This is a genomic window from Pseudocitrobacter sp. RIT415 (assembly GCF_003057695.2).
GTDB lineage: Bacteria > Pseudomonadota > Gammaproteobacteria > Enterobacterales > Enterobacteriaceae > Pseudocitrobacter > Pseudocitrobacter faecalis.
Genome location: NZ_QBJC02000025.1, coordinates 1 through 24085, shown reverse-complemented (window position 1 = coordinate 24085; position 24085 = coordinate 1). Strand labels below are relative to the sequence as shown.

Below are 24085 nucleotides of genomic sequence, written 5' to 3'. Positions count from 1 at the left end.
ACACAGGCATTACGCTAATTCAGGAGCGTTTATTCGTCACCAGGGAAATAAATAATCTGCGATGCGCTTTCAGAATTAGTTTCTTTCGCACAATTTCCCGTACACTGGAGCCTCTGGCCAACTGAGGGCACCACCATGGCACTCCCCCGCATTACCCAAAAAGAGATGACCGAACGCGAGCAGCGTGAACTGAAAACGCTTCTTGACCGTGCGCGTATCGCACATGGCCGCGTGTTGACCAATGCTGAAACGAACAGCGTCAAAAAGGAATATATCGATAAGCTGATGGTTGAGCGCGAAGCTGAAGCGAAGAAAGCCCGCCAGTTGAAGAAAAAGCAGGCTTATAAACCGGATGCGGAAGCATCATTCTCCTGGTCGGCGAATACGCCAACGCGCGGCAGGCGCTGATTAACGCCCCTTTTTTTTACGCCCCGGCGAGGTAAAACGCTTACCGTTGGACGCCGGGCGGCTCGCTTTTTCAGCCGTTTTTTCTATCTTCACCACCGGACGTTTGATACCCGCCGTTTTCGGTTTGGCCTTTGCTTTTGGCTTCGCTTCTGAGGAAGAGTTTTCAATCAGCTTAAACAGATCAATCAATTCATCATCGGTTAAATCACGCCACTCTCCCAGCGGAATACCGGTTAAGCTGACGTTCATGATGCGCGTACGTTCCAGTTTCTTCACTTCATAGCCAAAATGTTCACACATGCGGCGGATCTGCCGATTCAACCCCTGTACGAGGGTGATGCGAAACACAAACGGTGCTTCTTTTTTTACTTTGCACTTCTTCGTCACCGTGCCAAGAATCGGTACGCCTGCCGCCATACCGTTCACGAACTCATCCGTCACCGGTTTATCCACCGTGACCAGATACTCTTTTTCGTGATCGTTCCCGGCACGCAGGATCTTATTGACCAGATCGCCGTGGTTGGTGAGGAAAATCAGCCCCTGAGAATCTTTATCCAGGCGGCCAATCGGGAACACACGCTTGCTGTGGTTGACGAAATCGACGATGTTATCGCGCTCGCCATCTTCTGTCGTGCTGACAATGCCCACAGGTTTATTCAGCGCGATCAGCACCAGATCTTCTGCCTCACGTGGCTCAATCAACTGACCGTTTACTTTTACAACGTCGCCAGGTTTCACCTGATCGCCAATGGTGGCACGTTTACCGTTCAGGAAAACATTACCTTGTTCGATATAGCGATCGGCTTCGCGTCGAGAGCAAATTCCGCTTTCGCTGATGTATTTATTTAAACGGATGGATGAGTCGGGCAGCATAGGTTCTCCTCTAAAACGCGGAATATACCTTACCTCTTAGCGAGGAAAAACAGGGTTATGCAGCAACGTCGAAATTAAATGTGATCTGCCACGCCTTTTATCACAAAAGTGTCGCCACAAACCGGCTGCAATTTTGCATGGTCAAAATCAAGATAATCAATCTATTACGAATACCTGCACACCTGTGCTGATGACCGCGACGAACAGAAACAAATGTGCAAGAGAAAGCGCCATTTCAGCCCGAGTAAAGAGTGAAAAATCGCTTTTAAAGGCCAGCGTGATGGGGTTATATCAGATCAAGCGGTTAAAAAGCATATTTGCACAAATGTGCAGAATCAGGAGGCGGCGATGGAAAACAGTGACGATATCCGTTTGATTGTGAAGATTGCCCAACTCTATTACGAACAGGATATGACGCAGGCGCAAATCGCCCGCGAGCTGGGAATTTATCGCACCACCATCAGCCGCTTGCTTAAACGGGGCCGTGAGCAGGGTATTGTCACCATCGCTATCAATTATGACTACAACGAAAACCTCTGGCTTGAGCAACAACTGAAGCAAAAGTTTGGTCTGAAAGAAGCCGTGGTAGTGTCAGGTCATGATGAAGAGGAAGACGCGCAACTGGCGGTGATGGGGTTACACGGCGCACAGTTGTTGGATCGTTTGCTGGAGCCGGGTGATATTGTTGGTTTTTCCTGGGGCCGCGCAGTACGTGCACTGGTCGAAAATCTACCGCAGGCTGGGCAATCCCGGCAGTTAATCTGTGTGCCGATTATCGGCGGGCCATCCGGAAAACTCGAAAGCCGCTATCACGTGAACACATTAACCTACGGCGCAGCGGCAAAACTGAAAGGTGAATCGCATCTCGCGGATTTTCCAGCCTTGCTGGATAACCCACTAATTCGTAATGGGATCATGCAGTCTCAGCACTTTAAAACCATCTCGGCCTACTGGGATAATCTGGATGTCGCCCTGGTGGGGATTGGCTCACCGGCCATTCGCGATGGCGCGAACTGGCATGCATTTTATGGCGGCGAAGAGAGTGATGACCTGAATGCCCGCCAGGTCGCCGGTGATATTTGCTCGCGCTTTTATGATATTCGCGGTGTCACCGTTGAGACCAATATGAGTGAAAAAACGCTCTCAATCGAAATGAATAAATTAAAGCAGGCGCGTTATTCTATCGGCATTGCTATGGGCGAAGAAAAATACAGTGGGATTATTGGCGCACTGCGCGGAAAATATATTAATTGTCTGGTTACGAATAGCAACACAGCTGAACTGTTACTGAAATAAAAATCTGCCCGACTTTTACCGTAATGAAAAATTACGGCGGGCCTCTGTTACCTAAAATCAGGAGTCTGTTATGCAAACGTGGTTAAATTTGCAGGATAAAACCATTATTGTCACCGGCGGTGCATCCGGCATTGGTCTGGCAATTGTCGAAGAATTATTAGCACAAGGCGCGAATGTGCAGATGGCCGATATTCACGGTGGTGACGGTCAATATGAAGGCCATAAAGGTTATCAATTCTGGCCGACCGATATTTCCAGCGCCAAAGAGGTGAATCATACGGTGGCGGAAATTATCCAACGCTTTGGCCGTATCGACGGTCTGGTCAACAATGCCGGGGTCAATTTTCCGCGTCTGCTGGTCGATGAGAAAGCACCTGCCGGGCAGTATGAACTCAACGAAGCCGCATTCGAAAAGATGGTCAATATCAACCAAAAAGGCGTATTTCTGATGTCGCAGGCCGTTGCACGCCAGATGGTTAAACAGCATGACGGCGTCATTGTGAATGTCTCCTCGGAAAGCGGGCTGGAAGGTTCAGAAGGCCAGAGCTGCTACGCCGCCACCAAAGCCGCACTTAACAGTTTTACCCGCTCCTGGTCGAAAGAGCTGGGTAAGCACGGTATCCGTGTGGTCGGTATCGCGCCGGGAATTCTGGAAAAAACCGGGCTGCGCACGCCGGAATATGAAGAGGCGCTGGCGTGGACGCGCAATATCACCGTTGAGCAACTGCGGGAAGGATACACCAAAAATTCCATTCCTATTGGGCGGTCCGGAAGATTAGCGGAAGTGGCTGATTTTGTGTGTTATCTGCTGTCCGAACGCGCCAGCTACATCACCGGAGTAACCACTAACATTGCTGGCGGTAAAACGCGCGGTTAAGGAGGGTTTATGGTCAATGCCATTTTTTGCGCCCACGGCAAATTAGCCTGCGCCATGCTGGAATCGGTTCAGATGGTGTACGGCGACGCCAATGTCGAGGCAGTGGAATTTGTACCCGGTGAGAACGCCAGTGACATTGTGGCAAAGCTGGAAAAGTTAGTGAGCATTCACAATCAAGATGAATGGCTGATTGCCGTGGACTTACAGTGTGGCAGTCCGTGGAATGCGGCGGCAACGCTTGCGATGCGCAACCCCAGACTCCGCGTGATTAGCGGCCTGTCTCTCCCGCTGGCTCTGGAACTGGTGGATAACCAGAGCAGCATGAACGTTGATGAACTTTGCGATTATCTGCTGACAATTGCCCAACAAACCTGCGTCGTCTGGAAACAACTGGAAACGGCTGAGGAGGATTTCTGATGAACATTACGCTCGCCCGCATTGATGACCGCCTGATCCACGGCCAGGTCACCACAGTCTGGTCGAAAGTGGCTAATGCCCAGCGCATTATTATCTGCAATGACGAGGTGTATAACGATGAAGTTCGCCGAACCTTATTGCGTCAGGCTGCGCCGCCGGGAATGAAGGTTAACGTGGTCAATATTGAAAAAGCCGTCGCGGTTTATCATAACCCGCAATATCAAGACGAAACTGTATTTTATCTTTTTACCCGCCCACAGGATGCTTTAGCGATGGTTAGGCAGGGGGTGAAAATCGACACCCTGAATATTGGCGGAATGGCCTGGCGACCGGGTAAAAAACAATTAACCAAAGCGGTTTCACTGGATGAAGACGATATACAGGCATTTTATGCGCTGGATAAACAGGGCGTGAAACTGGATTTACGCGTCGTGGCCTCCGACCCATCCGTTAATATTCTCGACAAAATAAAAGAACAGTTAGTCGCAAATTAAATAATAGCGCCTGTGTACGTATGCTTTAACAGGCAGGGATGACGACACTTAAAAGGTGACAAATAATGGAAATAAGTACCCTACAAATCATAGCCATATTTCTTTTTTCCTGTATCGCCGGGATGGGTAGCGTGCTGGATGAATTCCAGACCCACCGCCCGCTGATTGCCTGTACGGTTATCGGCTTAATACTCGGTGATTTAAAAACCGGGATTATGCTCGGCGGCACGCTGGAACTTATCGCGCTCGGCTGGATGAATGTCGGCGCGGCGCAGTCTCCGGATTCCGCGCTCGCCAGCATTATCTCCGCCATTCTGGTTATCGTGGGCCAGCAAAGTATTGCCACGGGCATCGCCATCGCCCTTCCCGTGGCAGCGGCAGGCCAGGTGCTGACGGTCTTCGCCCGCACCATCACCGTGGTATTCCAGCACGCGGCGGATAAAGCCGCAGAAGAAGCGCGCTTTCGTACCATCGACATACTTCACGTTTCCGCGCTGGGTGTACAGGCGCTGCGCGTCGCCATTCCGGCACTGATTGTTTCGTTGTTCGTCAGCGCCGACATGGTCAGCAATATGCTGAATGCGATACCGGAATTTGTCACACGTGGTCTGCAAATCGCAGGCGGTTTTATCGTGGTGGTCGGTTACGCCATGGTGCTGCGCATGATGGGCGTGAAGTATCTGATGCCCTTCTTTTTCCTCGGATTTATCGCGGGCGGCTATCTCGACCTCAGCCTGCTGGCCTTTGGCGGCGTCGGCGTGATTATCGCGCTGGTCTACATCCAGCTTAATCCACAGTGGCGTAAAACCGAGCCGCAAACGCAGGCCACGTCTTCCACCGCCCTTGACCAGCTTGACGATTAACGGAGCCCATTATGGAACAGAGAAAAATCACACGCAGCGATCTGGTGAGCATGTTTCTGCGCTCCAACCTGCAACAGGCGTCATTCAACTTTGAACGTATTCACGGGCTGGGCTTTTGCTACGACATGATCCCCGCCATCAAGCGGCTCTATCCATTGAAAGAAGACCAGGTCGCCGCGCTGAAGCGCCATCTGGTGTTCTTCAATACCACGCCAGCCGTGTGTGGCCCGGTGATTGGTGTGACGGCGGCAATGGAAGAAGCACGTGCCAACGGCGCAGAAATTGATGACGGTGCAATAAACGGCATTAAAGTCGGCCTGATGGGGCCGCTGGCGGGCGTTGGCGACCCACTGGTCTGGGGAACACTGCGCCCGATTACTGCCGCGCTCGGCGCCTCGCTGGCGCTGTCCGGCAACATTCTCGGCCCACTGCTGTTCTTCTTTATTTTCAACGCGGTGCGTCTGGCGATGAAGTGGTATGGCCTACAGCTCGGCTTTCGTAAAGGCGTGAATATTGTCAGCGATATGGGCGGGAATGTGCTGCAAAAACTGACCGAGGGTGCGTCGATTCTTGGCCTGTTTGTGATGGGCGTGCTGGTCACCAAATGGACGTCAATCAACGTGCCGATGATCGTCTCGCAAACGCCAGCCGCAGACGGTTCCACCGTCACCATGACTGTGCAGAACATTCTTGACCAGCTCTGCCCTGGCCTGCTGGCGCTGGGGCTGACGCTGCTGATGGTACGTCTGCTCAACAAAAAAATTAACCCCGTATGGCTGATCTTCGCCCTGTTTGGCTTAGGGATTATCGGTAATGCGCTGGGCTTCCTGTCCTGATTCTTCGCCCCGGCGCGACTGCCGGGGCCATCGCTCAACATGAGGTGGTTTATGAAAACAACAGCTCTGCGTCTCTATGGTAAACGCGATCTTCGCCTGGAAACCTTTGACCTTCCTGAAATGCAGGAGGATGAAATTCTGGCGACAGTAGTCACCGACAGCCTGTGTCTTTCTTCCTGGAAAGAGGCCAATCTGGGCGAAAACCATAAAAAAGTGCCCGACGATGTGGCGACCAACCCGATCATCATCGGCCACGAGTTTTGCGGCGATATTCTGGCCGTCGGTAAAAAGTGGCAGCATAAGTTCCAGCCCGGCCAGCGCTATGTAATTCAGGCCAACCTGCAACTGCCGGATCGCCCGGACTGCCCCGGCTACTCCTTCCCGTGGGTGGGCGGCGAAGCGACGCATGTGGTTATCCCCAACGAGGTTATGGAACAGGATTGCCTGCTGGCATACGAAGGCGAGACTTACTTTGAAGGCTCGCTGGTTGAACCACTCTCCTGCGTGATTGGCGCGTTCAACGCTAACTATCATCTGCAGGAAGGCACCTATAACCACAAGATGGGGATTCGCCCGCAGGGACGGACGCTGATCCTTGGCGGCACAGGCCCGATGGGGCTGCTGGCGATTGATTACGCGCTGCATGGGCCGGTTAACCCGTCGCTGTTAATCGTCACCGATACCAATAACGACAAGCTGAGCTATGCGCGGAAACACTATCCGTCAGAGCCGCAAACGCTGATTCACTATCTCAATGCCGCCGAGGCATCTTACGAGACGTTAATGGCACTCAGCGGTGGTCACGGTTTCGACGATATCTTCGTTTTCGTGCCCAATGAAGGGCTTGTTACCCTCGCCTCTTCGCTGCTGGCGGCCGACGGCTGTATGAACTTCTTCGCCGGGCCGCAGGATAAACACTTCAGCGCGCCGATTAATTTCTACGATGTGCATTATGCATTTACCCATTACGTGGGCACGTCAGGCGGCAACACCGATGATATGCGCGCGGCGGTCAAATTGATCGAAGAGAAAAAAGTGCAAGCCGCAAAAGTGGTAACACATATTCTTGGGCTGAATGCCGCGGGCGAAACCACGCTGGAATTGCCTGCCGTCAGCGGCGGGAAAAAGCTGGTGTATACCGGAAAATCTCTGCCGCTGACTTCACTCACACAGATCCAGGATGAAGGACTGGCAGCGATTCTGGCGCGTCATCAAGGAGTTTGGTCCGGTGAAGCGGAGCAATATCTGCTCGCCCATGCAGAGGCGATTACTCATGATTAATCGCGAGACTCAACTCTGCATGTCGCTTGCCGGTCGCCCCGGCAACTTCGGCACGCGTTTTCACAATTATCTGTATGAAAAGCTGGGACTAAATTTCATCTATAAAGCGTTCACTACCCAGGATATTGCAGCGGCGGTGAAAGGCGTCCGCGCGTTGGGGATTCGCGGCTGTGCCGTGTCGATGCCGTTTAAAGAAAGCTGTATGCCTTTTCTCGATGCTATCGATCCGTCGGCGAAAGCCATTGATTCAGTGAATACTATTGTAAATGACGAGGGCAAGTTGACTGGGTTTAACACCGACTATATCGCGGTGAAAAACCTGATAGCCCACCACCAGCTCAATACCACCGCACGCGTGATGATTCGTGGCAGCGGCGGCATGGGCAAAGCGGTGATTGCCGCCTTTCGCGACGCGGGTTTTACGGATGTCATCATCGCCGCCCGTAACCGCGAGAGCGGCCCGGCGCTGGCGAAGCAGTATGGCTTCCAGTGGCAACCACTACCGGAAGGTATCGCCTGCGACATTCTGGTCAACGTGACGCCCGTTGGCATGGCTGGCGGTAAAGAGAGCCATGAGCTGGCCTTCAGCGAAGCGATGGTCTCAACGGCAAGCATCGTTTTTGATGTCGTAGCCTTGCCGCCGGAAACGCCGCTCATTCGCCTGGCGCAACGGCTGGATAAGCTGACGATCAGGGGCGCGGAGGTAATTGCCTTACAGGCCGTCGAGCAATTCGCGATGTATACCGGCGTGCGACCCGATGCGCAGCTGATTGCTGAAGCGGCAAGGTTTGCGCGAGAGGGGTGAGCGGTATGAGCGCCTTAACTGGCGCTCATACTGATGACAAATGCGAAATTGCCTGATGCGCTACGCTTATCAGACCTACGAGTTCCTTCACTATATTGAATTTGCACGCGTTTGTAGGCCGGATAAGGCGTTCACGCCGCATCCGGCATGAATAAAGCGCACGTTGAAAATCGCGAAATGGCCCCAGCAGCGCTTCGATAAACACTGCTGACAGATTACCCTGCAACTTGCACGCTTCTTCCTGAACTCCGTGAACCCCGTCTGCGAGTCTTATCACCTGCCGTGATAGCATAGTTATCAATCCCCTTAATTCCCTGATTGTCTGGAGAAAAAATGGAACTGCTGCTGTTAAGTAACTCGACGCTGCCGGGTAAAGCCTGGCTGGAACATGCGCTACCGCTGATTCGTGGCGCGCTGAACGGTCGCCGTTCGGCGGTCTTTATTCCCTTCGCGGGCGTGACACAAACATGGGACGCCTACACGGCAAAAACGGCGGCGGTGTTTGAGCCGATGGGCGTGTCGGTCGTCGGTATTCATCGTGCTGCTGATCCGATTTCGGCCATTGAAAATGCGGACCTGGTGATTGTCGGCGGCGGGAATACCTTCCAGTTACTGAAAGAGAGCCGCGAACGTGGGCTACTGGCGCCAATTGTTGATGTGGTGAAGCGCGGCGCGCTCTACATCGGCTGGAGCGCAGGCTCGAACCTGGCTTGCCCAACGATTCGTACTACCAATGATATGCCGATTGTCGATCCGCAAGGTTTTGATGCGCTGGGGCTGTTCCCGCTGCAAATTAACCCGCACTTCACCAATGCACTGCCGGAAGGGCACCAGGGTGAAACGCGCGAACAGCGCATCCGCGAACTGCTGGTTGCCGCGCCGGAACTGACGGTGATTGGTTTGCCCGAGGGTAACTGGATTCAGGTAAGCGGTGAAGTGGCGACGCTTGGCGGGCCAAATACCAACTATCTGTTTAAAGCCGGTGAACAGGCGGTGCCGCTGGAAGCGGGGCACCACCTGTAAAGACCTTTGCCGGATGCGCTGCCCGTATCCGGCATCAAAACGCACTAATAATCATCCCGCTCGTCGTCTTCGTCCGGCTGTTCCAGCACGCTGTAAGCCACTGAACAAAAGAGCGAGTTGAGACGCTGCATATCGCCCAGAAGCCCAAGGTGCAGCGAGCTGGTTTCAATACTCTGTACGTTCTGCTGGTGCAGACGATCGACGTGCGCGTGCGAGTAACGGCGATTCAGTATGCGGAAACGGTGCTTGCTGCGACGCAGGCGGCGGGCGCTGGTGATGTCACCGGAGAAGAACACCGACATAGCCAGTTGCAGATTGCTCAGCAGTTGGTCGTAAAGCGCATCCAGCTCTTTCAGCCCTTCCACCGAGAACGCGCGGCGGGCTGCCAGTGATTTATCGGCAATCTCACTGCCCATACGTTCCACGATATCCGATGCCTGCTCCAGGTTGAGTGACATCTCGATGATTTCCGCCCAGCGTCGGGATTCCTCTTCCGCCAGTTCATCCTTCGGCATGCGTGCCAGATAGAGCTTGATGGCGGTATAAAGCACGTTGATGTCGTCGGCCAGTTTGCGCAGCTCTTTCTCTTCACGCGGCTCGCCGTGCATCACCTTTTTCAGCCCTTCCAGCATTAATTCCATCGCATCACCGATACGCAGCGCTTCACGCGCGGCATTGGCCAACGCCAGCGTTGGCGTGTCGAGTGCGGTGGTATCGAGATGCTTTGGCTTCAGGCGTGCATCCAGTTCAGGTTCATCGCGGATCATCCGTTTGCAGAAACGCGCCATCGGCTCGGCGAAGGGGATCATCACCACGCAGCGAATCAGGTTGTAGAAGACGTGGAAATAGATAACCAGTTCCGATTCCGGCAGCGGCAGTTTGTGCAGCGTATCCGCCAGAACGCGGACGAATGGCAGGATTATCAAACTGCCCACCAGCTTGAACAGTAAACTGCCCAGCGCCACGCGGCGAGCGGCAGCGTTGGCGGCACTGTTATTAAGCATCGCCAGCAATCCGGAACCAAGGTTAGCGCCAATCACCAGGCACAGCGCCACCGGGAAGGAAATAATCCCCGCCGTAGTCAGCGTGGCAGTCAGCAGCACGGCGGCCAGGCTCGAATAACTGATGATGGCGAACATCGCACCAATCAAAGCATCCAGCATGATGTCGCCGGTGAGCGAGGCAAAAATCACCTGTACGCCGTTGGCCTGGGTGATCGGCGTGACGGCCTGGACGATGAGTTCCAGCGCCAGCAAAATCAGGCCGAGGCCAATCCCGACACGCCCCAGTTGCCCGGCACGCGACTGTTTGCGGCCAAGGAAAAAAATGACGCCAATAAAAATCAGCAGCGGCGATAACCAGGATAGATCGAAGGTGAGGATACGCGCCATCAACGCGGTCCCCACGTCGGCCCCCAACACAATCACCAGAGCGGGCGTCAGAGCGACCAGGTCCTGGGCGACGAAAGAGGTCACCAGCATGGTCGTGGCGTTACTGCTCTGTACCAGCGCAGTAACGCCAATGCCCGCGCAGAAGGCGAGCGGTTTCTTTTCAACACTGCGGCTGAGGACGGTACGCAGGCGCGCGCCGAAGACGCGCATCACGCCCGTGCGGACAATGTGGGTGCCCCAAACCAGCAGGGCGACAGCGGAAAGCAGGTGTAACAGCGTTAACACAGAATGGGGTTCTCCTTATCGTTATTGTTTTCCTGAGGCTATCTGCGCGGTTCTGCCGGATGGCGCTGTGCTTATCCGGCCTACAGGCAAGGCGTGAATCCGGCTGCGAACCGTGTAGGCCCGGCAAGCGCAGCGCCACCGGGCAAAATCGGCAGAGCCTTCCCTTAGTATAAGGGTTTACGCACAATAAAGAGACAAGGCGCTCATTGAGCGCCCTGTTTGTTGTAAGGAAAAGTGACTTCGCGCAATATCAGCATAGGAAAATGCTTACCCCGCACGCCTTCTGTACCACCATAATGTTCCAATCTTGCACAACTCTGAAAAGGTAAAAAGCAAAATTCCGATATAGGCTGGATAGCCGGGAATAAAATATAAAACAAAATGAATTATCGATACAGAGCAGGTGAAAGAACATAATCGTAAAAATTCCTGACACACGAGAAACAAGACAGGCATTTCCCTTGAGGATAAAAACAAATAAATTGAGAAAAAAAGAGACACATAAAACATAATATTAAAGACAAACATCGCGATAATAAACATCCCACTCCAACCACCAACATTCATTGACATGAAATTCATCAAAAAATGATGTGTATCGGTATAAAAGGGAATATTCCCACGCAATATTGAAAATCCAACATAGCTTAATATGGAGATAACATCCATCACTCCCCAAAAGATGTAGATCCTATTTTTTGAATTCATAACATTCATCGCTAATTGTTGGTATCCAATGCCAGGATTTTCCTTCAGCAGCCCACACATCATCGCTTTCAAGATAGCGTTGTGGAATCGCTCTTTGCTCACCATACCGTCTGATCACTGAACGCTTTGAAATTATCTCTTTATTTTCATTATCGATATTATCAGATAAGGGAGTCCATATTTGGATCTTATCTCTACCTGTATTCATGAAATCCTTCCCTTCCGACATAAATAGTCTTCCTTCATCTCCCATAGATGTGGCACGATTGATAGCCATAATTCCTACGTTCAATAATGCATGATAATCGTTATCAGTTGTTTGCCAATAACCTGGACCATACTCCCGTGTTAATGGTACAAACTTGCTACGCGTTGGTGATGGCTTGCCATACGCCAGCACTTTCATAGAGAAATAACTTAATATATGTTTAATAAAGAAAATGTCATAGATGATATCATTAACACAAAAAAGGTCTCCATTTTCAGAAATAAAAAAAGGATATAAATAATCATCGCTTCGATTAATCCTTTGATCAAGAAGGACTAGAAATCCATTATCGATATCATTATCTAACTTACTCCAGTTTGCCCGGTCATAGAGATCATATGAGTAATAACTGCGTAAGCCATCATTTTTTTTCAACATATAACCATTCAGTGAACCAATCATTCCACCCACTGTCTTTTCCAGGTGATAGCTTTCCTTAACCCGACGTTTAGCCGTGAGAGGATCAATTATATTTTCGAAATCTTTTGGTCTAATATAACCATTTCGTAAGTCATAGAGCTCCATACATTCACCAATAACATATATTAATGTATTTATGAATTATGAAGATACACCGATATCTTAATAAAAAATGTATCCCGTCACTAATTAAGCAATAAGAAAGGTTTTCTTTCAAAAAAATCCCCCGGCCAAAAGCCGGGGGAGTAGGTTAATCCGCGTCGTACCCCAGATTCGGCGCCAGCCAGCGTTCAACTTCCTCTACACTCATTCCTTTGCGGCGGGCGTAATCTTCCACCTGGTCACGCTGAATTTGCGCGACCGCGTAGTACTTGCTGTCCGGGTGGCTGAAATACCAGCCGGAAACCGAAGCACCCGGCCACATGGCGAACGATTCCGTCAGCTTCATGCCGGTGTGTTTTTCGACGTCCAGCAGTTTCCAGATGGTGCCCTTCTCCGTGTGTTCCGGGCAAGCAGGATAGCCGGGCGCCGGGCGAATGCCCTGGTAGTTTTCGCGGATCAGTTCTTCGTTGCTGAGGTTCTCGTTTGGCGCATAACCCCAGTAAACTTTACGCACGCGCTCATGAAGATATTCGGCAAAGGCTTCCGCCAGGCGGTCGGCAATCGCTTTCACCATGATTTTATTGTAATCATCGTGCTGCGCTTCGAAAGCATCCGCCAGCGCATCTTCTTCCAGCCCACCGGTCACGGCGAATGCGCCGATATAGTCTTCTTTACCACTCAGTTTTGGCGCGACAAAGTCGGAAAGACAGTAGTTTGCAAAGCCCACTTTCTCGGTCTGCTGACGTAAATGACGGCTGACGGTGAGCACGTGCGTACGCGTTTCGTCACGGTAGATTTCGATATCGTCGCCCACACGGTTTGCCGGGAACAGGCCGACCACGCCGCGCGGATTCAGCGTTTTTTCGGCGCTCAGTTTGTCGAGTAACTCATTAGCATCTTTAAACAGGCGCTGCGCCTCTTCGCCAACAACCTCATCTTCAAGAATGCGCGGGTATTTCCCGGCAAGCGACCAGGTCATAAAGAACGGTGTCCAGTCGATGTAGTTGCGCAGCGTTTCGATACTGGCTTCCACTTCCTGTACGCCGAGCCGATGAGCGACCGGCGGCGTATAGCTCGCCCAGTCAAATGCCAGATCGTTTTCACGCGCGGCCTGCAAGGTCACCGGCGGCGTACGCGGTTTCTTACGCCCGTGCTGGATACGCACGGTCTCGTACTCTTTACGCGTGCGGGCGACGAAGTCGTCACGTTGGGTGTCGGAAAGCAGCGCCGCAACCACGCCAACGGTGCGCGAGGCGTTCTGCACATACACCGTCGGGCCGCTATAGTTCTGCTCGATTTTCACCGCCGTGTGCGCTTTTGAGGTCGTCGCACCGCCAATCAGCAGTGGAATGGTGAAGCCCTGACGCTCCATCTCTTTCGCCACGTTAACCATTTCGTCGAGCGACGGGGTGATTAAGCCGGAGAGGCCAATCAGGTCCGCATTCACTTCTTTGGCGGTTTTCAGAATTTTGTCGGCGGGCACCATCACGCCCAGGTCGATGATTTCGTAGTTATTACACTGCAACACCACGCCGACGATATTTTTGCCGATATCATGAACGTCACCTTTTACGGTCGCGATCACCATCTTACCGTTGCTGGAGCCTTTCTCTTTGCTGGCTTCAATGTATGGTTCGAGATACGCCACCGCTTGTTTCATGACGCGCGCCGATTTTACCACCTGCGGCAGGAACATTTTGCCCTCGCCAAAGAGATCGCCGACCACATTCATGCCGTCCATTAACGGGCCTTCAATCACTTCAATCGGGCGAGCGGCCTGCTGACGCGCTTCTTCTGTATCCAGCTCGATAAATTCCGTGATGCCTTTCACCAGCGAGTATTCAAGGCGTTTATTGACGTCCCACGAACGCCACTCGGCCTGCTGGGCATTGGCCGTGTCGTCGGTTTTGCTGCCGCGATATTTCTCGGCAAGATCCAGCAAACGCTCAGTGCCATCGTCGCGACGGTTGAGGATCACATCCTCCACCGCGTCGCGCAGTTCAGCCGGCAAGTCGTCGTAAATTGCCAGTTGGCCGGCGTTCACAATCCCCATATCCATGCCGTTGCGGATGGCGTAGTAGAGGAATACCGCGTGGATAGCTTCACGCACCGGGTCATTGCCACGGAACGAGAACGAGACGTTAGAGACACCGCCAGAAATCAATGCATGCGGCAGCTCGCGTTTGATATCTTCACAGGCGCCGATAAAGTCCTGCGCATAGTTATTGTGCTCTTCAATCCCGGTCGCCACCGCGAAGATGTTCGGGTCGAAGATGATATCTTCCGGCGGGAATCCGACCTCCTCGGTGAGAATTTTGTACGCCCGGCGGCAAATCTCGATTTTACGTGCGCGGGTGTCGGCCTGACCTTGTTCATCAAAGGCCATTACCACCACCGCCGCGCCGTAGCGACGCAGCAGTTTGGCGTGGTGAATGAAGGTGTCCACGCCCTCTTTCATCGAGATAGAGTTAACAATGCCTTTGCCCTGAATACATTTCAGGCCTTTTTCAATGACCTCCCATTTCGAGGAGTCGATCATAATCGGTACGCGAGCGATATCCGGCTCGCCGGCAATCAGGTTGAGGAAACGCACCATCGCCGCTTCGGCATCAAGCATCCCCTCATCCATGTTGATATCAATGATCTGTGCGCCGCTTTCCACCTGCTGACGCGCCACATCCAGCGCTTCGCTGTATTTTTCTTCTTTAATCAGGCGTTTGAACTTAGCGGAACCGGTGACGTTGGTGCGTTCACCGACGTTCACAAACAAGCTGTCGTCGCCAATGTTTAGCGGCTCCAGGCCAGACAAACGGCAGGCGACGGGCAGTTCAGGCAGCTTGCGCGGCGGCAGCCCGGCAACGGCGCGGCTCATCGCAGCAATGTGCTCTGGCGTGGTGCCGCAGCAACCGCCGACAATATTGAGGAAGCCCGCTTCCGCCCATTCGCGAATCTGTTTTGCCATCGTGTCGGCATCAAGATCGTATTCACCAAAGGCGTTCGGCAGCCCGGCGTTCGGGTGCGCGGTGACGTAGCATTCCGCAATACGCGACAGTTCCTGTACGTACTGGCGCAGTTCATCCGGCCCCAGCGCACAGTTCAGGCCAAAGGTCAGGGCTTCAGCATGACGCAGGGAGTTATAAAACGCTTCCGTCGTTTGCCCGGAGAGCGTACGCCCGGAAGCATCAGTGATGGTGCCGGAGATCATGATTGGCAGGTCAACGCCCAGGGCTTCAAACTCTTCTTTTACCGCAAAAATTGCGGCCTTGGCGTTGAGGGTGTCGAAGACAGTTTCAATCAGAATCAGGTCTGCGCCGCCTTCCACCAGCGCTTTCGTCGATTCCCGGTAGGCAACCACCAGCCCATCGAAAGTGATATTGCGGAATGCCGGGTCGTTGACGTCTGGAGAGATGGACGCCGTGCGGTTGGTGGGGCCAAGAACACCGGCCACGTAGCGCGGTTTTTCCGGCGTGCGTGCGCTCCACTCATCAGCGCAGGCGCGCGCCAGTTTGGCCGCTGCGAAGTTGATTTCTGCCGACAGGGATTCCATCTGGTAATCCGCCATGGCGATGGTCGTGGAGTTAAAGGTGTTGGTTTCAATGATATCCGCGCCCGCTGCGAAGTAGGCATCATGGATGGCGGAGATCACCTCCGGCTTGCTCAACACCAGCAGGTCATTGTTGCCTTTGAGGTCGCATGGCCAGTCGGCAAAACGTGCGCCGCGAAAATCCGCTTCGCTCAGGCGATAGCTCTGGATCATGGTGCCCATGCCCCCGTCCAGAACCAGAATTCGATCATTTAACTGCTGACGTAATTGTTCAACTTTGCTGCTCACACGCACTCCCGACCACGCTCAACCAAACCCAGATAAAAAAACGGCAATAGACCATACTGGCATAAACCCTGATGGTGGAAAAGAGAACAACGCGCTACATGAGACAAGTTCACCATGACTCATCGGATCAGTAACTCTGGCGATTGCATTATAATCAAATAAAACGAAAATTATTTCCACGATACAGAAACAGGAGTTCGCTATGGTTGCCACCGTTCCCGCAAAGCGCGGAAGAAAACCCGCCGCAGCCGCCGCTCCACCGAGTGGCCAGGTTCAGTCTTTAACGCGCGGGCTGAAATTACTGGAATGGATCGCCGAATCAAACGGTAGCGTCGCGCTGACCGAACTCGCCCAACAGGCCGGGCTACCCAATTCCACCACTCACCGTTTGCTGACCACCATGCAGCAGCAGGGTTTCGTCCGTCAGGTGGGCGAGCTGGGGCACTGGGCGGTGGGCGCGCATGCATTTATCGTCGGCAGCAGCTTTTTGCAGAGCCGTAATTTGCTGGCGATTGTCCACCCTATCCTGCGTAAACTGATGGAAGACTCCGGCGAGACGGTCAACCTGGCGGTGCTGGATCAAAGCGACCATCAGGCCATTATTATCGACCAGGTCCAGTGCACGCAGTTAATGCGCATGTCTGCACCCATTGGCGGCAAACTGCCAATGCACGCCTCCGGTGCGGGTAAAGCATTTTTATCGCAACTGAGCGAAGAGCAAGTTACCAGCTTATTGCACCGTAAAGGGCTACACGCCTATACCCATGCGACGCTGGTGTCGCCAGTACATCTGAAAGAAGACCTCGCCCAAACGCGCAAGCGCGGGTATTCGTTTGATGATGAAGAGCACGCGCTGGGGCTGCGCTGCGTGGCATCCTGCATTTATGACGAGCACCGCGAGCCGTTTGCGGCAATCTCCATATCCGGGCCGATATCACGCATTACCGACGACCGGGTAACCGAGTTGGGCGCGATGGTGATCAAGGCGGCGAAGGAAGTGACGCTGGCGTATGGTGGGATTCGATAACATACATACCCCATCGCTGATGGGGCATTGCAGATTGCCGACAAAGTGCGCTTTGTTCTTGCCGGATGCGGCGTAACGCCTTATCCACCCTATAAAATAGTTATAATTCAATATCTTGAAGAATACTTGCAGGCCTGATAAGCAAAGCGCCATCAGGCTGATCGGGGCACAACGCCGGATGGCGGCGCAAGCGCCTTATCCAGCCTACGATCGGTGTCATAACGCACACTAAATCGCTGGCGACGACGGTAGGCGTAGACATCTTCCACATGACCATTTTTGATACGCGTCTGTAGACCGCGCCAGTAGTCGGCGCTGAACAGGTCGACATGCATCTCTTCAAACAGCGGGCCGATGCGCGGGTCGGCGCAGAGCCAGTGGCGAAACTCTTCCGGAAAAACATCGCCGGGCGAGACGCTGTACCAGGGTTCGCTGGCGAACTCGTCTTCCGGGTAGCGCGGTGGCGGGATATCGCGGAAATTCACTTCAGTCATGTAGCAAATTTCATCATAATCGTAGAACACCACGCGGCCATGACGCGTGACGCCAAAGTTTTTAAACAGCATATCACCGGGGAAAATATTGGCGGCGGCGAGCTGGCGAATGGCGTTGCCGTACTCTTCAATTGCATCGCGCAATTGCTGTCCTTCGGATTGCTCGAGCCAGATATTGAGTGGCACCATACGCCGTTCGATATAGAGATGACTAATAATGATGTGATCACCCTGTTCGGTGATTTTCTCCGGCGCTTCTTGCTGCAAGAGCGCCATCAGCGCAGGCGAGATTTGCCGTTTCTCCAGCACAAAGTTTTCAAACTCCTGAGTGTCGGCCATCCGCCCGACGCGATCGTGTTCTTTTACCAGTTGGTAACATGCGCGAACGTGGGCGGCGTTCATCTCTTTTTGCGGGGCAAATTTGTCTTTGATGACCTTAAAGACGCGATCGTAACCTGGCAACGTAAACACCAGCATGACCATGCCACGAATGCCCGGCGCCTCAATAAATTGCTCATCGGTGCTGGCGATATAGTGCAGATATTCACGGTAACTTTCGGTTTTTGCATGCTTCTGGCAGCCAATCGCCATATACAGTTCCGCCGTGGATTTGCCGGGCAGAATCTCACGCAACCACTCCACCATCGCCGCGGGCAGTGGCGCATAAACCATAAAATAGGAGCGAGCGAAGCCGAAGACAATGCTCGCTTCCGTCGCGGTTGTCAGGCAGGTGTCGACAAACAGCTCCCCTTCATCCGTGCGATGAATAGGCACTAAAAAGGGCAACGTGGCAGAGGGGGTCACCAGCTTGCCAACCAGCCACGCCGCTTTATTGCGATAAAACAGTTCGTTCGCTACCTGCAGATGCGATTGTTGAAGCATCGCCTGGCCAAAGGTTTCGCTTAGATGCGCAATGATGTAATTGATATCACGCTGTTTATTCTGCCACGGCAAGCGTAATGGCAGATCCGTAAGCAGGCGCTTGAGCAACATCCCCCAGCCGTGTTCGGGGAAGAAATCCTTCGCCAGTGGACGTGGAATGGTACGGAAACGGCGTTCTGGCTGAGAGCTGAAAATAAAAAGCCGCTCCGGTGTGAGCGAGCGGTGATCGAATAACCGGCAATAGACCGAGTTAAAAAAACTCTCCGCGATTTCAAAGCGAGGGTAATCGGGGAGAAGCGCGGTGTAGTGCCCCTTCACACGCAATAAAAAATCGGCATCCGCGCCTTTGCCATCGGTGATGCAGCGCAACTGCTCAACCACCAGGCCAACGTGATGATCATAAAGATGAATACGGCTTTTCATCGCCTTCTGCACAGCGTGCCAGTCGGCCTGTTCGAAGCGCTGCTGCGCGCCGGAGGTCACTTCCAGGAAACGCCCGTATTGGGCGTCAAAGCCTTGCAAAATAGTTTGGGCAATCAGTAATTCCAGGCCACGCGGCATAATCGACCTCGTTCGGTGCGCGGTAATGCCGGATGCCACTGACGCTTGTCCGGCCTACAGAACGGTGTGCACCCGGTTAGCAAGACGCCACCGGGCATCTGGATCAGAACTGAGATTCTTCCGTTGAACCGGTCAACGCGGTTACCGAGGAAGTGCCGCCCTGAATAATGGTCGTCACTTTATCGAAGTAGCCCGTCCCCACTTCCTGCTGATGAGAAACGAAGGTGTAGCCCTGTTTGCCCGCTTCAAACTCAGGCTGTTGCACTTTCTCAACATAATGCTTCATACCTTCACCCTGCGCGTATGAGCGCGCCAGGTCGAACATGTTGAACCACATGCTGTGAATGCCCGCCAGGGTAATGAACTGGTACTTGTAGCCCATATCCGACAGTTGCTGCTGGAAGCTGGCGATGGTTTGATCGTCCAGATTTTTCTGCCAGTTGAATGACGGCGAGCAGTTGTAGGCCAGCAGTTTGCCAGGATACTTAGCGTGAATCGCCTCAGCAAAACGGCGCGCGAGGTCGAGATCTGGTGTGGAGGTTTCGCACCACACCAGGTCAGCATAGGGTGCATATGCCAGGCCACGGCTAATCGCCTGTTCAATCCCAGCACGCGTGCGGAAGAAGCCCTCGCAGGTGCGTTCGCCAGTAATAAATTCGCTGTCGTAAGCATCGCAATCAGAGGTGATCAGATCTGCCGCATCGGCATCCGTACGCGCAATCACCAGCGTAGGTACGCCCATGACATCGGCGGCCAGACGCGCCGCAACCAGTTTCTGGATGGCTTCCTGCGTCGGAACCAGCACTTTCCCGCCCATATGACCGCACTTCTTCACCGACGCGAGCTGATCTTCGAAGTGAACTGCCGCTGCACCGGCTTCAATCATCGATTTCATCAGTTCATACGCATTAAGCACACCGCCAAAACCGGCCTCCGCATCGGCAACGATCGGCAGGAAATAGTCGGTATAACGTGGATCGTTCGGTTCGATACCGGACGCCCACTGGATCTGATCCGCGCGGCGGAAGGTGTTGTTGATCCGATCGACTACCGCAGGAACCGAGTTGGCTGGATAAAGGGATTGATCCGGATACATGCTTGACGCCAGGTTCGCGTCAGCCGCGACCTGCCAGCCGGAAAGATAGATAGCTTCAATACCCGCTTTCGCCTGCTGCAACGCCTGACCGCCGGTCAACGCACCGAGGCTGTTGACGTAACCTTTCTTTGATTCGCCATGCAGCAGCCGCCACATCTTCGCCGCGCCCAGTTGCGCCAGCGTACACTCCGGGTTAACCGAGCCGCGTAATTTCACCACTTCCTCGGCGCTGTAGGGGCGGCGAATGCCTTCCCAGCGCGGTTGAGTCCACTCTTTCTGTAATTCTTCAATTTGTTGTGTACGGGTTTTCATGTGCAGATGCTCCATATTGTTATGTGGTGGATTTACGCTAACAGGCGGTAGCCTGGCAGAGTCAGGAAGTCGATAAGGTCGTCAGAGGTGGTGATCTGCTCCATCAGGCGCGCGGCATCGTCGAAGCGTCCGCTGCTGAAGCGGTGCTCACCCAGTTCTTCCTGAATCACCAACAACTCTTCGGCCAGCATCTGGCGGAACAGGGCTTTGGTGACGGCTTTGCCGTTGCTCAGGGTTTTCTCATGGTGGATCCATTGCCAGATGGAGGTACGGGAGATCTCCGCTGTCGCCGCATCTTCCATCAGGCCGTAAATAGGGACGCAGCCGTTGCCAGAGATCCACGCTTCAATGTACTGCACCGCGACGCGAATGTTGGCGCGCATCCCCTCTTCGGTACGTTCACCGTCACAAGGGGCCAGCAGCTGTTCGGCGGTGATCGGGGCATCGTCATTACGGGTCACAAATAACTGGTTTTTATGCTCGCCAAGCACATCGTTGAATACCGCCATCGCGGTGTCCGCCAGGCCCGGATGCGCCACCCATGTGCCGTCATGGCCGTTGTTGGCTTCCAGGGATTTATCCGCTTTGACTTTGTTGAGCACCTGGGTATTCCGCTCAGCGTCTTTGCTCGGGATAAACGCCGCCATACCGCCCATCGCGAAAGCGCCGCGTTTGTGGCAGGTTTTGATCAGCAGGCGCGAATAAGCGCTGAGGAACGGTTTGTCCATCGTCACGACCTGGCGATCGGGCAATACGCGGTCCGGGTGATTCTTCAGGGTTTTGATGTAGCTAAAGATGTAATCCCAGCGGCCACAGTTGAGGCCGACAATGTGATCGCGCAGTGCGTGCAGAATTTCATCCATCTGGAAGACAGCGGGCAGCGTTTCAATCAGCAGTGTGGCTTTGATGGTGCCGCGCGGCAGGTCGAAGCGATCTTCGGTATAACTGAAGACGTCACTCCACCAGGCCGCTTCCTGCCACGCCTGGGTTTTGGGCAGGTAGAAATAGGGGCCGCTGCCTTTCGCCAGCAACGCTTTGTAGTTGTGGAAGAAGTAGAGTGCGAAATCAAACAAACTGCCCGGAATAGCTTCACCGCGCCAGGTAACGTGTTTTTCTGGTAAATGCAGGCCACGCACGCGACAAATCAGCAGCGCGGGATTGGGTTTCAACTGGTAGATTTTCCCGGCTTCATTGGTGTAGCTGATGGTGCCGTTCACGGCATCACGCAGGTTGATTTGCCCATCAATCACTTTGTTCCAGTCCGGTGCCAGCGAATCTTCGAAATCCGCCATAAAGACTTTTACGTTGGCGTTCAGGGCATTAATCACCATTTTACGTTCAACGGGGCCGGTGATCTCTACGCGTCGATCCTGTAAGTCTTCGGGGATACCGCGGATTTTCCAATCACCATTACGAATGGAAGCAGTTTCCGAAATAAAATCAGGCAACTTACCGTCATCGATATCCTGCTGTTGCTGAATACGCGCAGCCAACAATTTATTGCGCTTCGGCGTAAAGCGCGCGACCAGTTCACTGAGAAATTCGATGGCGTCTGCCGTTAAGATCTGCTGCTCCTGCCCGGTAAAAGGTTCGGTAAACGCCAGTTCATCCGCCGTTGTTGCCTGTTGTGTCATTGTGCTGATCCTCATTATGTATTGCGATCGATCCCCCAGGGGTGAACGGACGATCGCTGCATAGTTTTCATTCAACACTTTTAAGACTATCCAGGATTTAATAAAAATCAAAAACGATTTCCATTTTTAAATTAAATAACACATAACCTTATGATTACAATGAAATTAAAATTTTTTAAATGATTGAGGTGCTTTTCGGAAATAAAAAAGGCACCCGAAGGTGCCTGAGGAAGAGTGCTGAAACGCTTTAGGATCGAGAGAGGTAGACGATCAGTCCAGTGTGGGATTCATATTCCGCAGATCGTATGGCGTGATTTGGTAGACGTAATAGTTGAGCCAGTTGGCAAACAGCAGATTACCGTGGCTTCGCCAGGTTGCACGCGGAGTGTTCTGCGGGTCGTTCTTCGGGAAGTAATTGTGCGGCACTACCGGGTTGAGACCGGCCTCCACGTCGCGGAAAAATTCACCTGCCAGCGTATTCGCATCGTACTCAGGGTGACCCGTCACAAATGCGATACGCTTGTCTTTGCTGGCAAACAGATAAGCATCTCCACCGTCTGTTTCCGCCAGAATATCGAGATCGGTATAGTCGCGAATCAGCGCCGCCGGGAAATCAGCGTAGCGTGAGTGGGGAGCCAGGAAACTGTCATCAAACCCGCGCGTGAGCAACGCATGCGGCTGGAGAATGTGGTGCTCATAGACGCCAGAGAGTTTGTCGCTGCGGGTCTGTTTTGGAATGCCATAAAGAATGTTCAGCGCGGCCTGGACGGCCCAACAGACAAATAGCGTGGAAGTGACATGATCTTTCGCCCACTCTAATACCTGTTTTATCTGCGGCCAGTAGGCAACGTCGTTAAACTCAACTAACCCCAGCGGCGCACCGGTGACAATCAGGCCATCGAAGTTCTGGTCGCGAATATCGTCGAAATTGCAGTAGAAGGTGTTCAGGTGCTCGGCAGGGGTATTGCGTGATTCCCGCGCGTCGATGCGTAACAGTTGGATATCCACCTGCAACGGCGAGTTAGAGAGAAGACGGAGGAACTGGTTTTCCGTTTCGATTTTCTTTGGCATCAGGTTGAGAATCAAGACCTTAAGTGGACGGATTTCCTGACCTGTTGCACGTGATGCGGTCATGACAAACACATTTTCATCACGCAAGAAATTGACGGCTGGTAGCTCGTCCTGTACCCGAATCGGCATAACCTTATTACCTCACAACATACGTATAAACGTTTAGACATCCAGATAGCTGACAATAACCAGGAATAGGGGAAATGTCGAGTCTGCATGTGAAAGGTGAGAAAGTTTCACCGACAACATTACCGTAGAATATAAGAATAAATAAAAGGAGCATTTATGGTTATTAGTATTCGTCGTTCCCGCCATGATGAGGGAGAGAAGCTGGTTGCTGTCTGGTGCCGTTCTGTCGATGCCACGCACCATTTTTTATCTATAGAGTATCGGGCAGAGCTGGAGAAGCTTGTACGCTCATTTTTGCCCGAGGCGCCGCTATGGGTCGCGGCCAATGCGCAGGATGAGCCGGTTGGGTTTATGTTGTTAAGCGGGGAGCATATGGATGCGTTATTTGTCGATCCTGATGCGCGCGGTACGGGGGTTGGCCGTTTGTTGGTGGAACATGCGCTTTCCCAGGCCCCGAAGTTAACAACTAACGTGAATGAGCAGAACGTGCAGGCGATTGGGTTTTATAAGAAGATGGGGTTCAGGGTGACAGGACGTAGCGAGGTGGACGATCTTGGGAAGCCGTATCCGTTGTTGAACCTGGCGTATGTGTAGGCCGGATAAGGCAAAGCCGCATCCGGCAGGTTTTCCGCACCAACGCAAAAAGGCCATCCCTGCGGATGGCCTTCTGCTTTATTTGATGCCTGGCAGTTCCCTACTC

At 53.1% G+C, this 24085-nt stretch carries 20 protein-coding genes; 12 read left to right on the top strand and 8 right to left on the bottom strand.

The features are described from left to right. Positions 1 to 135 precede the first annotated feature (135 nt). On the top strand, positions 136 to 408 hold the full coding sequence (locus DBY68_RS19705; RefSeq protein WP_108475990.1) for a DUF3811 domain-containing protein: 273 nt from the start codon (positions 136 to 138) through the stop codon (positions 406 to 408). On the opposite strand, the gene rluF is transcribed toward DBY68_RS19705, so the two are convergent. Next, entirely contained in the window at positions 409 to 1281 is an 873-nt protein-coding gene (gene rluF, locus DBY68_RS19700) for a 23S rRNA pseudouridine(2604) synthase RluF (RefSeq protein WP_108475989.1), read from the bottom strand. 348 nt (positions 1282 to 1629) lie between these two features. Here rluF and DBY68_RS19695 point away from each other — a divergent pair, with 348 nt between their 5' ends. The 9 genes from DBY68_RS19695 (at position 1630) to pepE (ending at position 9173) form a co-directional block, all read left to right on the top strand. Further along, positions 1630 to 2577: a sugar-binding transcriptional regulator gene (locus DBY68_RS19695; protein WP_108475988.1), complete on the top strand. Its 948-nt coding sequence runs from the start codon at positions 1630 to 1632 to the stop codon at positions 2575 to 2577. A 70-nt stretch (positions 2578 to 2647) separates the two neighbouring features. Further along, positions 2648 to 3454 (top strand): SDR family oxidoreductase, encoded by an 807-nt coding sequence (locus DBY68_RS19690; protein WP_015966354.1) that lies wholly within the window; start codon positions 2648 to 2650, stop codon positions 3452 to 3454. Positions 3455 to 3463: 9 nt separating this feature from the next. Further along, positions 3464 to 3871, top strand: coding sequence for a mannose/fructose/sorbose PTS transporter subunit IIA (locus DBY68_RS19685; protein WP_108475987.1), 408 nt, complete (start codon positions 3464 to 3466; stop codon positions 3869 to 3871). After that, entirely contained in the window at positions 3871 to 4365 is a 495-nt protein-coding gene (locus DBY68_RS19680) for a mannose/fructose/sorbose PTS transporter subunit IIB (RefSeq protein WP_108475986.1), read from the top strand. The genes DBY68_RS19685 and DBY68_RS19680 overlap by 1 nt, the downstream gene beginning before the upstream one ends. A gap of 65 nt (positions 4366 to 4430) precedes the next feature. Beyond that, positions 4431 to 5228, top strand: coding sequence for a PTS mannose/fructose/sorbose transporter subunit IIC (locus tag DBY68_RS19675; RefSeq protein ID WP_108475985.1), 798 nt, complete (start codon positions 4431 to 4433; stop codon positions 5226 to 5228). Positions 5229 to 5239: 11 nt separating this feature from the next. After that, on the top strand, positions 5240 to 6064 hold the full coding sequence (locus tag DBY68_RS19670) for a PTS system mannose/fructose/sorbose family transporter subunit IID (RefSeq protein WP_108475984.1): 825 nt from the start codon (positions 5240 to 5242) through the stop codon (positions 6062 to 6064). Positions 6065 to 6115: 51 nt separating this feature from the next. Further along, positions 6116 to 7345 (top strand): L-sorbose 1-phosphate reductase, encoded by a 1230-nt coding sequence (sorE, locus tag DBY68_RS19665; protein WP_108475983.1) that lies wholly within the window; start codon positions 6116 to 6118, stop codon positions 7343 to 7345. After that, complete coding sequence (locus DBY68_RS19660; RefSeq protein WP_108475982.1) at positions 7338 to 8150, top strand: shikimate 5-dehydrogenase; 813 nt, start codon at positions 7338 to 7340, stop codon at positions 8148 to 8150. Before sorE ends, DBY68_RS19660 begins: the two co-directional genes overlap by 8 nt. A 333-nt stretch (positions 8151 to 8483) precedes the next feature. Further along, complete coding sequence (pepE, locus tag DBY68_RS19655; RefSeq protein ID WP_108475981.1) at positions 8484 to 9173, top strand: dipeptidase PepE; 690 nt, start codon at positions 8484 to 8486, stop codon at positions 9171 to 9173. Positions 9174 to 9217: 44 nt separating this feature from the next. On the opposite strand, the gene DBY68_RS19650 is transcribed toward pepE, so the two are convergent. The 3 genes from DBY68_RS19650 to metH all read right to left on the bottom strand — a co-directional run bounded on the left by DBY68_RS19650 (position 9218) and on the right by metH (position 16179). After that, complete coding sequence (locus DBY68_RS19650; protein WP_108475980.1) at positions 9218 to 10849, bottom strand: Na/Pi cotransporter family protein; 1632 nt, start codon at positions 10847 to 10849, stop codon at positions 9218 to 9220. Between the two features lie 691 nt (positions 10850 to 11540). Then, positions 11541 to 12350, bottom strand: a complete 810-nt coding sequence (locus tag DBY68_RS19645; RefSeq protein ID WP_108475979.1) for a hypothetical protein — start codon at positions 12348 to 12350, stop codon at positions 11541 to 11543. A 145-nt stretch (positions 12351 to 12495) separates the two neighbouring features. Further along, entirely contained in the window at positions 12496 to 16179 is a 3684-nt protein-coding gene (gene metH, locus DBY68_RS19640) for a methionine synthase (protein ID WP_108475978.1), read from the bottom strand. 202 nt (positions 16180 to 16381) lie between these two features. On the opposite strand from metH, the gene iclR reads away from it, so the two are divergent. Further along, positions 16382 to 17206, top strand: a complete 825-nt coding sequence (gene iclR, locus DBY68_RS19635) for a glyoxylate bypass operon transcriptional repressor IclR (RefSeq protein WP_146745489.1) — start codon at positions 16382 to 16384, stop codon at positions 17204 to 17206. A 152-nt stretch (positions 17207 to 17358) separates the two neighbouring features. Here iclR and aceK read toward each other — a convergent pair whose 3' ends face one another. The 4 genes from aceK to metA form a co-directional block, all read right to left on the bottom strand. Next, a complete protein-coding gene (gene aceK, locus DBY68_RS19630) occupies positions 17359 to 19143 on the bottom strand; it encodes a bifunctional isocitrate dehydrogenase kinase/phosphatase (protein WP_108475976.1) in 1785 nt (594 codons plus the stop codon). Between the two features lie 103 nt (positions 19144 to 19246). Then, positions 19247 to 20551 carry an isocitrate lyase gene (gene aceA, locus DBY68_RS19625; RefSeq protein WP_108475975.1) on the bottom strand — a complete coding sequence of 435 codons (1305 nt, stop codon included), beginning with the start codon at positions 20549 to 20551 and terminating at the stop codon, positions 19247 to 19249. Positions 20552 to 20583: 32 nt separating this feature from the next. After that, positions 20584 to 22185, bottom strand: coding sequence for a malate synthase A (gene aceB, locus DBY68_RS19620; RefSeq protein WP_108475974.1), 1602 nt, complete (start codon positions 22183 to 22185; stop codon positions 20584 to 20586). Between the two features lie 270 nt (positions 22186 to 22455). Then, positions 22456 to 23385, bottom strand: a complete 930-nt coding sequence (metA, locus tag DBY68_RS19615; protein WP_108475973.1) for a homoserine O-succinyltransferase — start codon at positions 23383 to 23385, stop codon at positions 22456 to 22458. Between the two features lie 156 nt (positions 23386 to 23541). On the opposite strand from metA, the gene DBY68_RS19610 reads away from it, so the two are divergent. Then, entirely contained in the window at positions 23542 to 23979 is a 438-nt protein-coding gene (locus DBY68_RS19610; protein ID WP_108475972.1) for an acetyltransferase, read from the top strand. Positions 23980 to 24085 lie beyond the last annotated feature (106 nt).

Bases quoted from the DNA above. Each gene is read 5' to 3' on its own strand.
- DBY68_RS19705 (WP_108475990.1), top strand. From the start codon at position 136: ATGGCACTCCCCCGCATTACCCAAAAAGAGATGACCGAACGCGAGCAG.
- rluF (WP_108475989.1), bottom strand. From the start codon at position 1,281: ATGCTGCCCGACTCATCCATCCGTTTAAATAAATACATCAGCGAAAGC.
- DBY68_RS19695 (WP_108475988.1), top strand. From the start codon at position 1,630: ATGGAAAACAGTGACGATATCCGTTTGATTGTGAAGATTGCCCAACTC.
- DBY68_RS19690 (WP_015966354.1), top strand. From the start codon at position 2,648: ATGCAAACGTGGTTAAATTTGCAGGATAAAACCATTATTGTCACCGGC.
- DBY68_RS19685 (WP_108475987.1), top strand. From the start codon at position 3,464: ATGGTCAATGCCATTTTTTGCGCCCACGGCAAATTAGCCTGCGCCATG.
- DBY68_RS19680 (WP_108475986.1), top strand. From the start codon at position 3,871: ATGAACATTACGCTCGCCCGCATTGATGACCGCCTGATCCACGGCCAG.
- DBY68_RS19675 (WP_108475985.1), top strand. From the start codon at position 4,431: ATGGAAATAAGTACCCTACAAATCATAGCCATATTTCTTTTTTCCTGT.
- DBY68_RS19670 (WP_108475984.1), top strand. From the start codon at position 5,240: ATGGAACAGAGAAAAATCACACGCAGCGATCTGGTGAGCATGTTTCTG.
- sorE (WP_108475983.1), top strand. From the start codon at position 6,116: ATGAAAACAACAGCTCTGCGTCTCTATGGTAAACGCGATCTTCGCCTG.
- DBY68_RS19660 (WP_108475982.1), top strand. From the start codon at position 7,338: ATGATTAATCGCGAGACTCAACTCTGCATGTCGCTTGCCGGTCGCCCC.
- pepE (WP_108475981.1), top strand. From the start codon at position 8,484: ATGGAACTGCTGCTGTTAAGTAACTCGACGCTGCCGGGTAAAGCCTGG.
- DBY68_RS19645 (WP_108475979.1), bottom strand. From the start codon at position 12,350: ATGGAGCTCTATGACTTACGAAATGGTTATATTAGACCAAAAGATTTC.
- iclR (WP_146745489.1), top strand. From the start codon at position 16,382: ATGGTTGCCACCGTTCCCGCAAAGCGCGGAAGAAAACCCGCCGCAGCC.
- aceK (WP_108475976.1), bottom strand. From the start codon at position 19,143: ATGCCGCGTGGCCTGGAATTACTGATTGCCCAAACTATTTTGCAAGGC.
- aceA (WP_108475975.1), bottom strand. From the start codon at position 20,551: ATGAAAACCCGTACACAACAAATTGAAGAATTACAGAAAGAGTGGACT.
- aceB (WP_108475974.1), bottom strand. From the start codon at position 22,185: ATGACACAACAGGCAACAACGGCGGATGAACTGGCGTTTACCGAACCT.
- metA (WP_108475973.1), bottom strand. From the start codon at position 23,385: ATGCCGATTCGGGTACAGGACGAGCTACCAGCCGTCAATTTCTTGCGT.
- DBY68_RS19610 (WP_108475972.1), top strand. From the start codon at position 23,542: ATGGTTATTAGTATTCGTCGTTCCCGCCATGATGAGGGAGAGAAGCTG.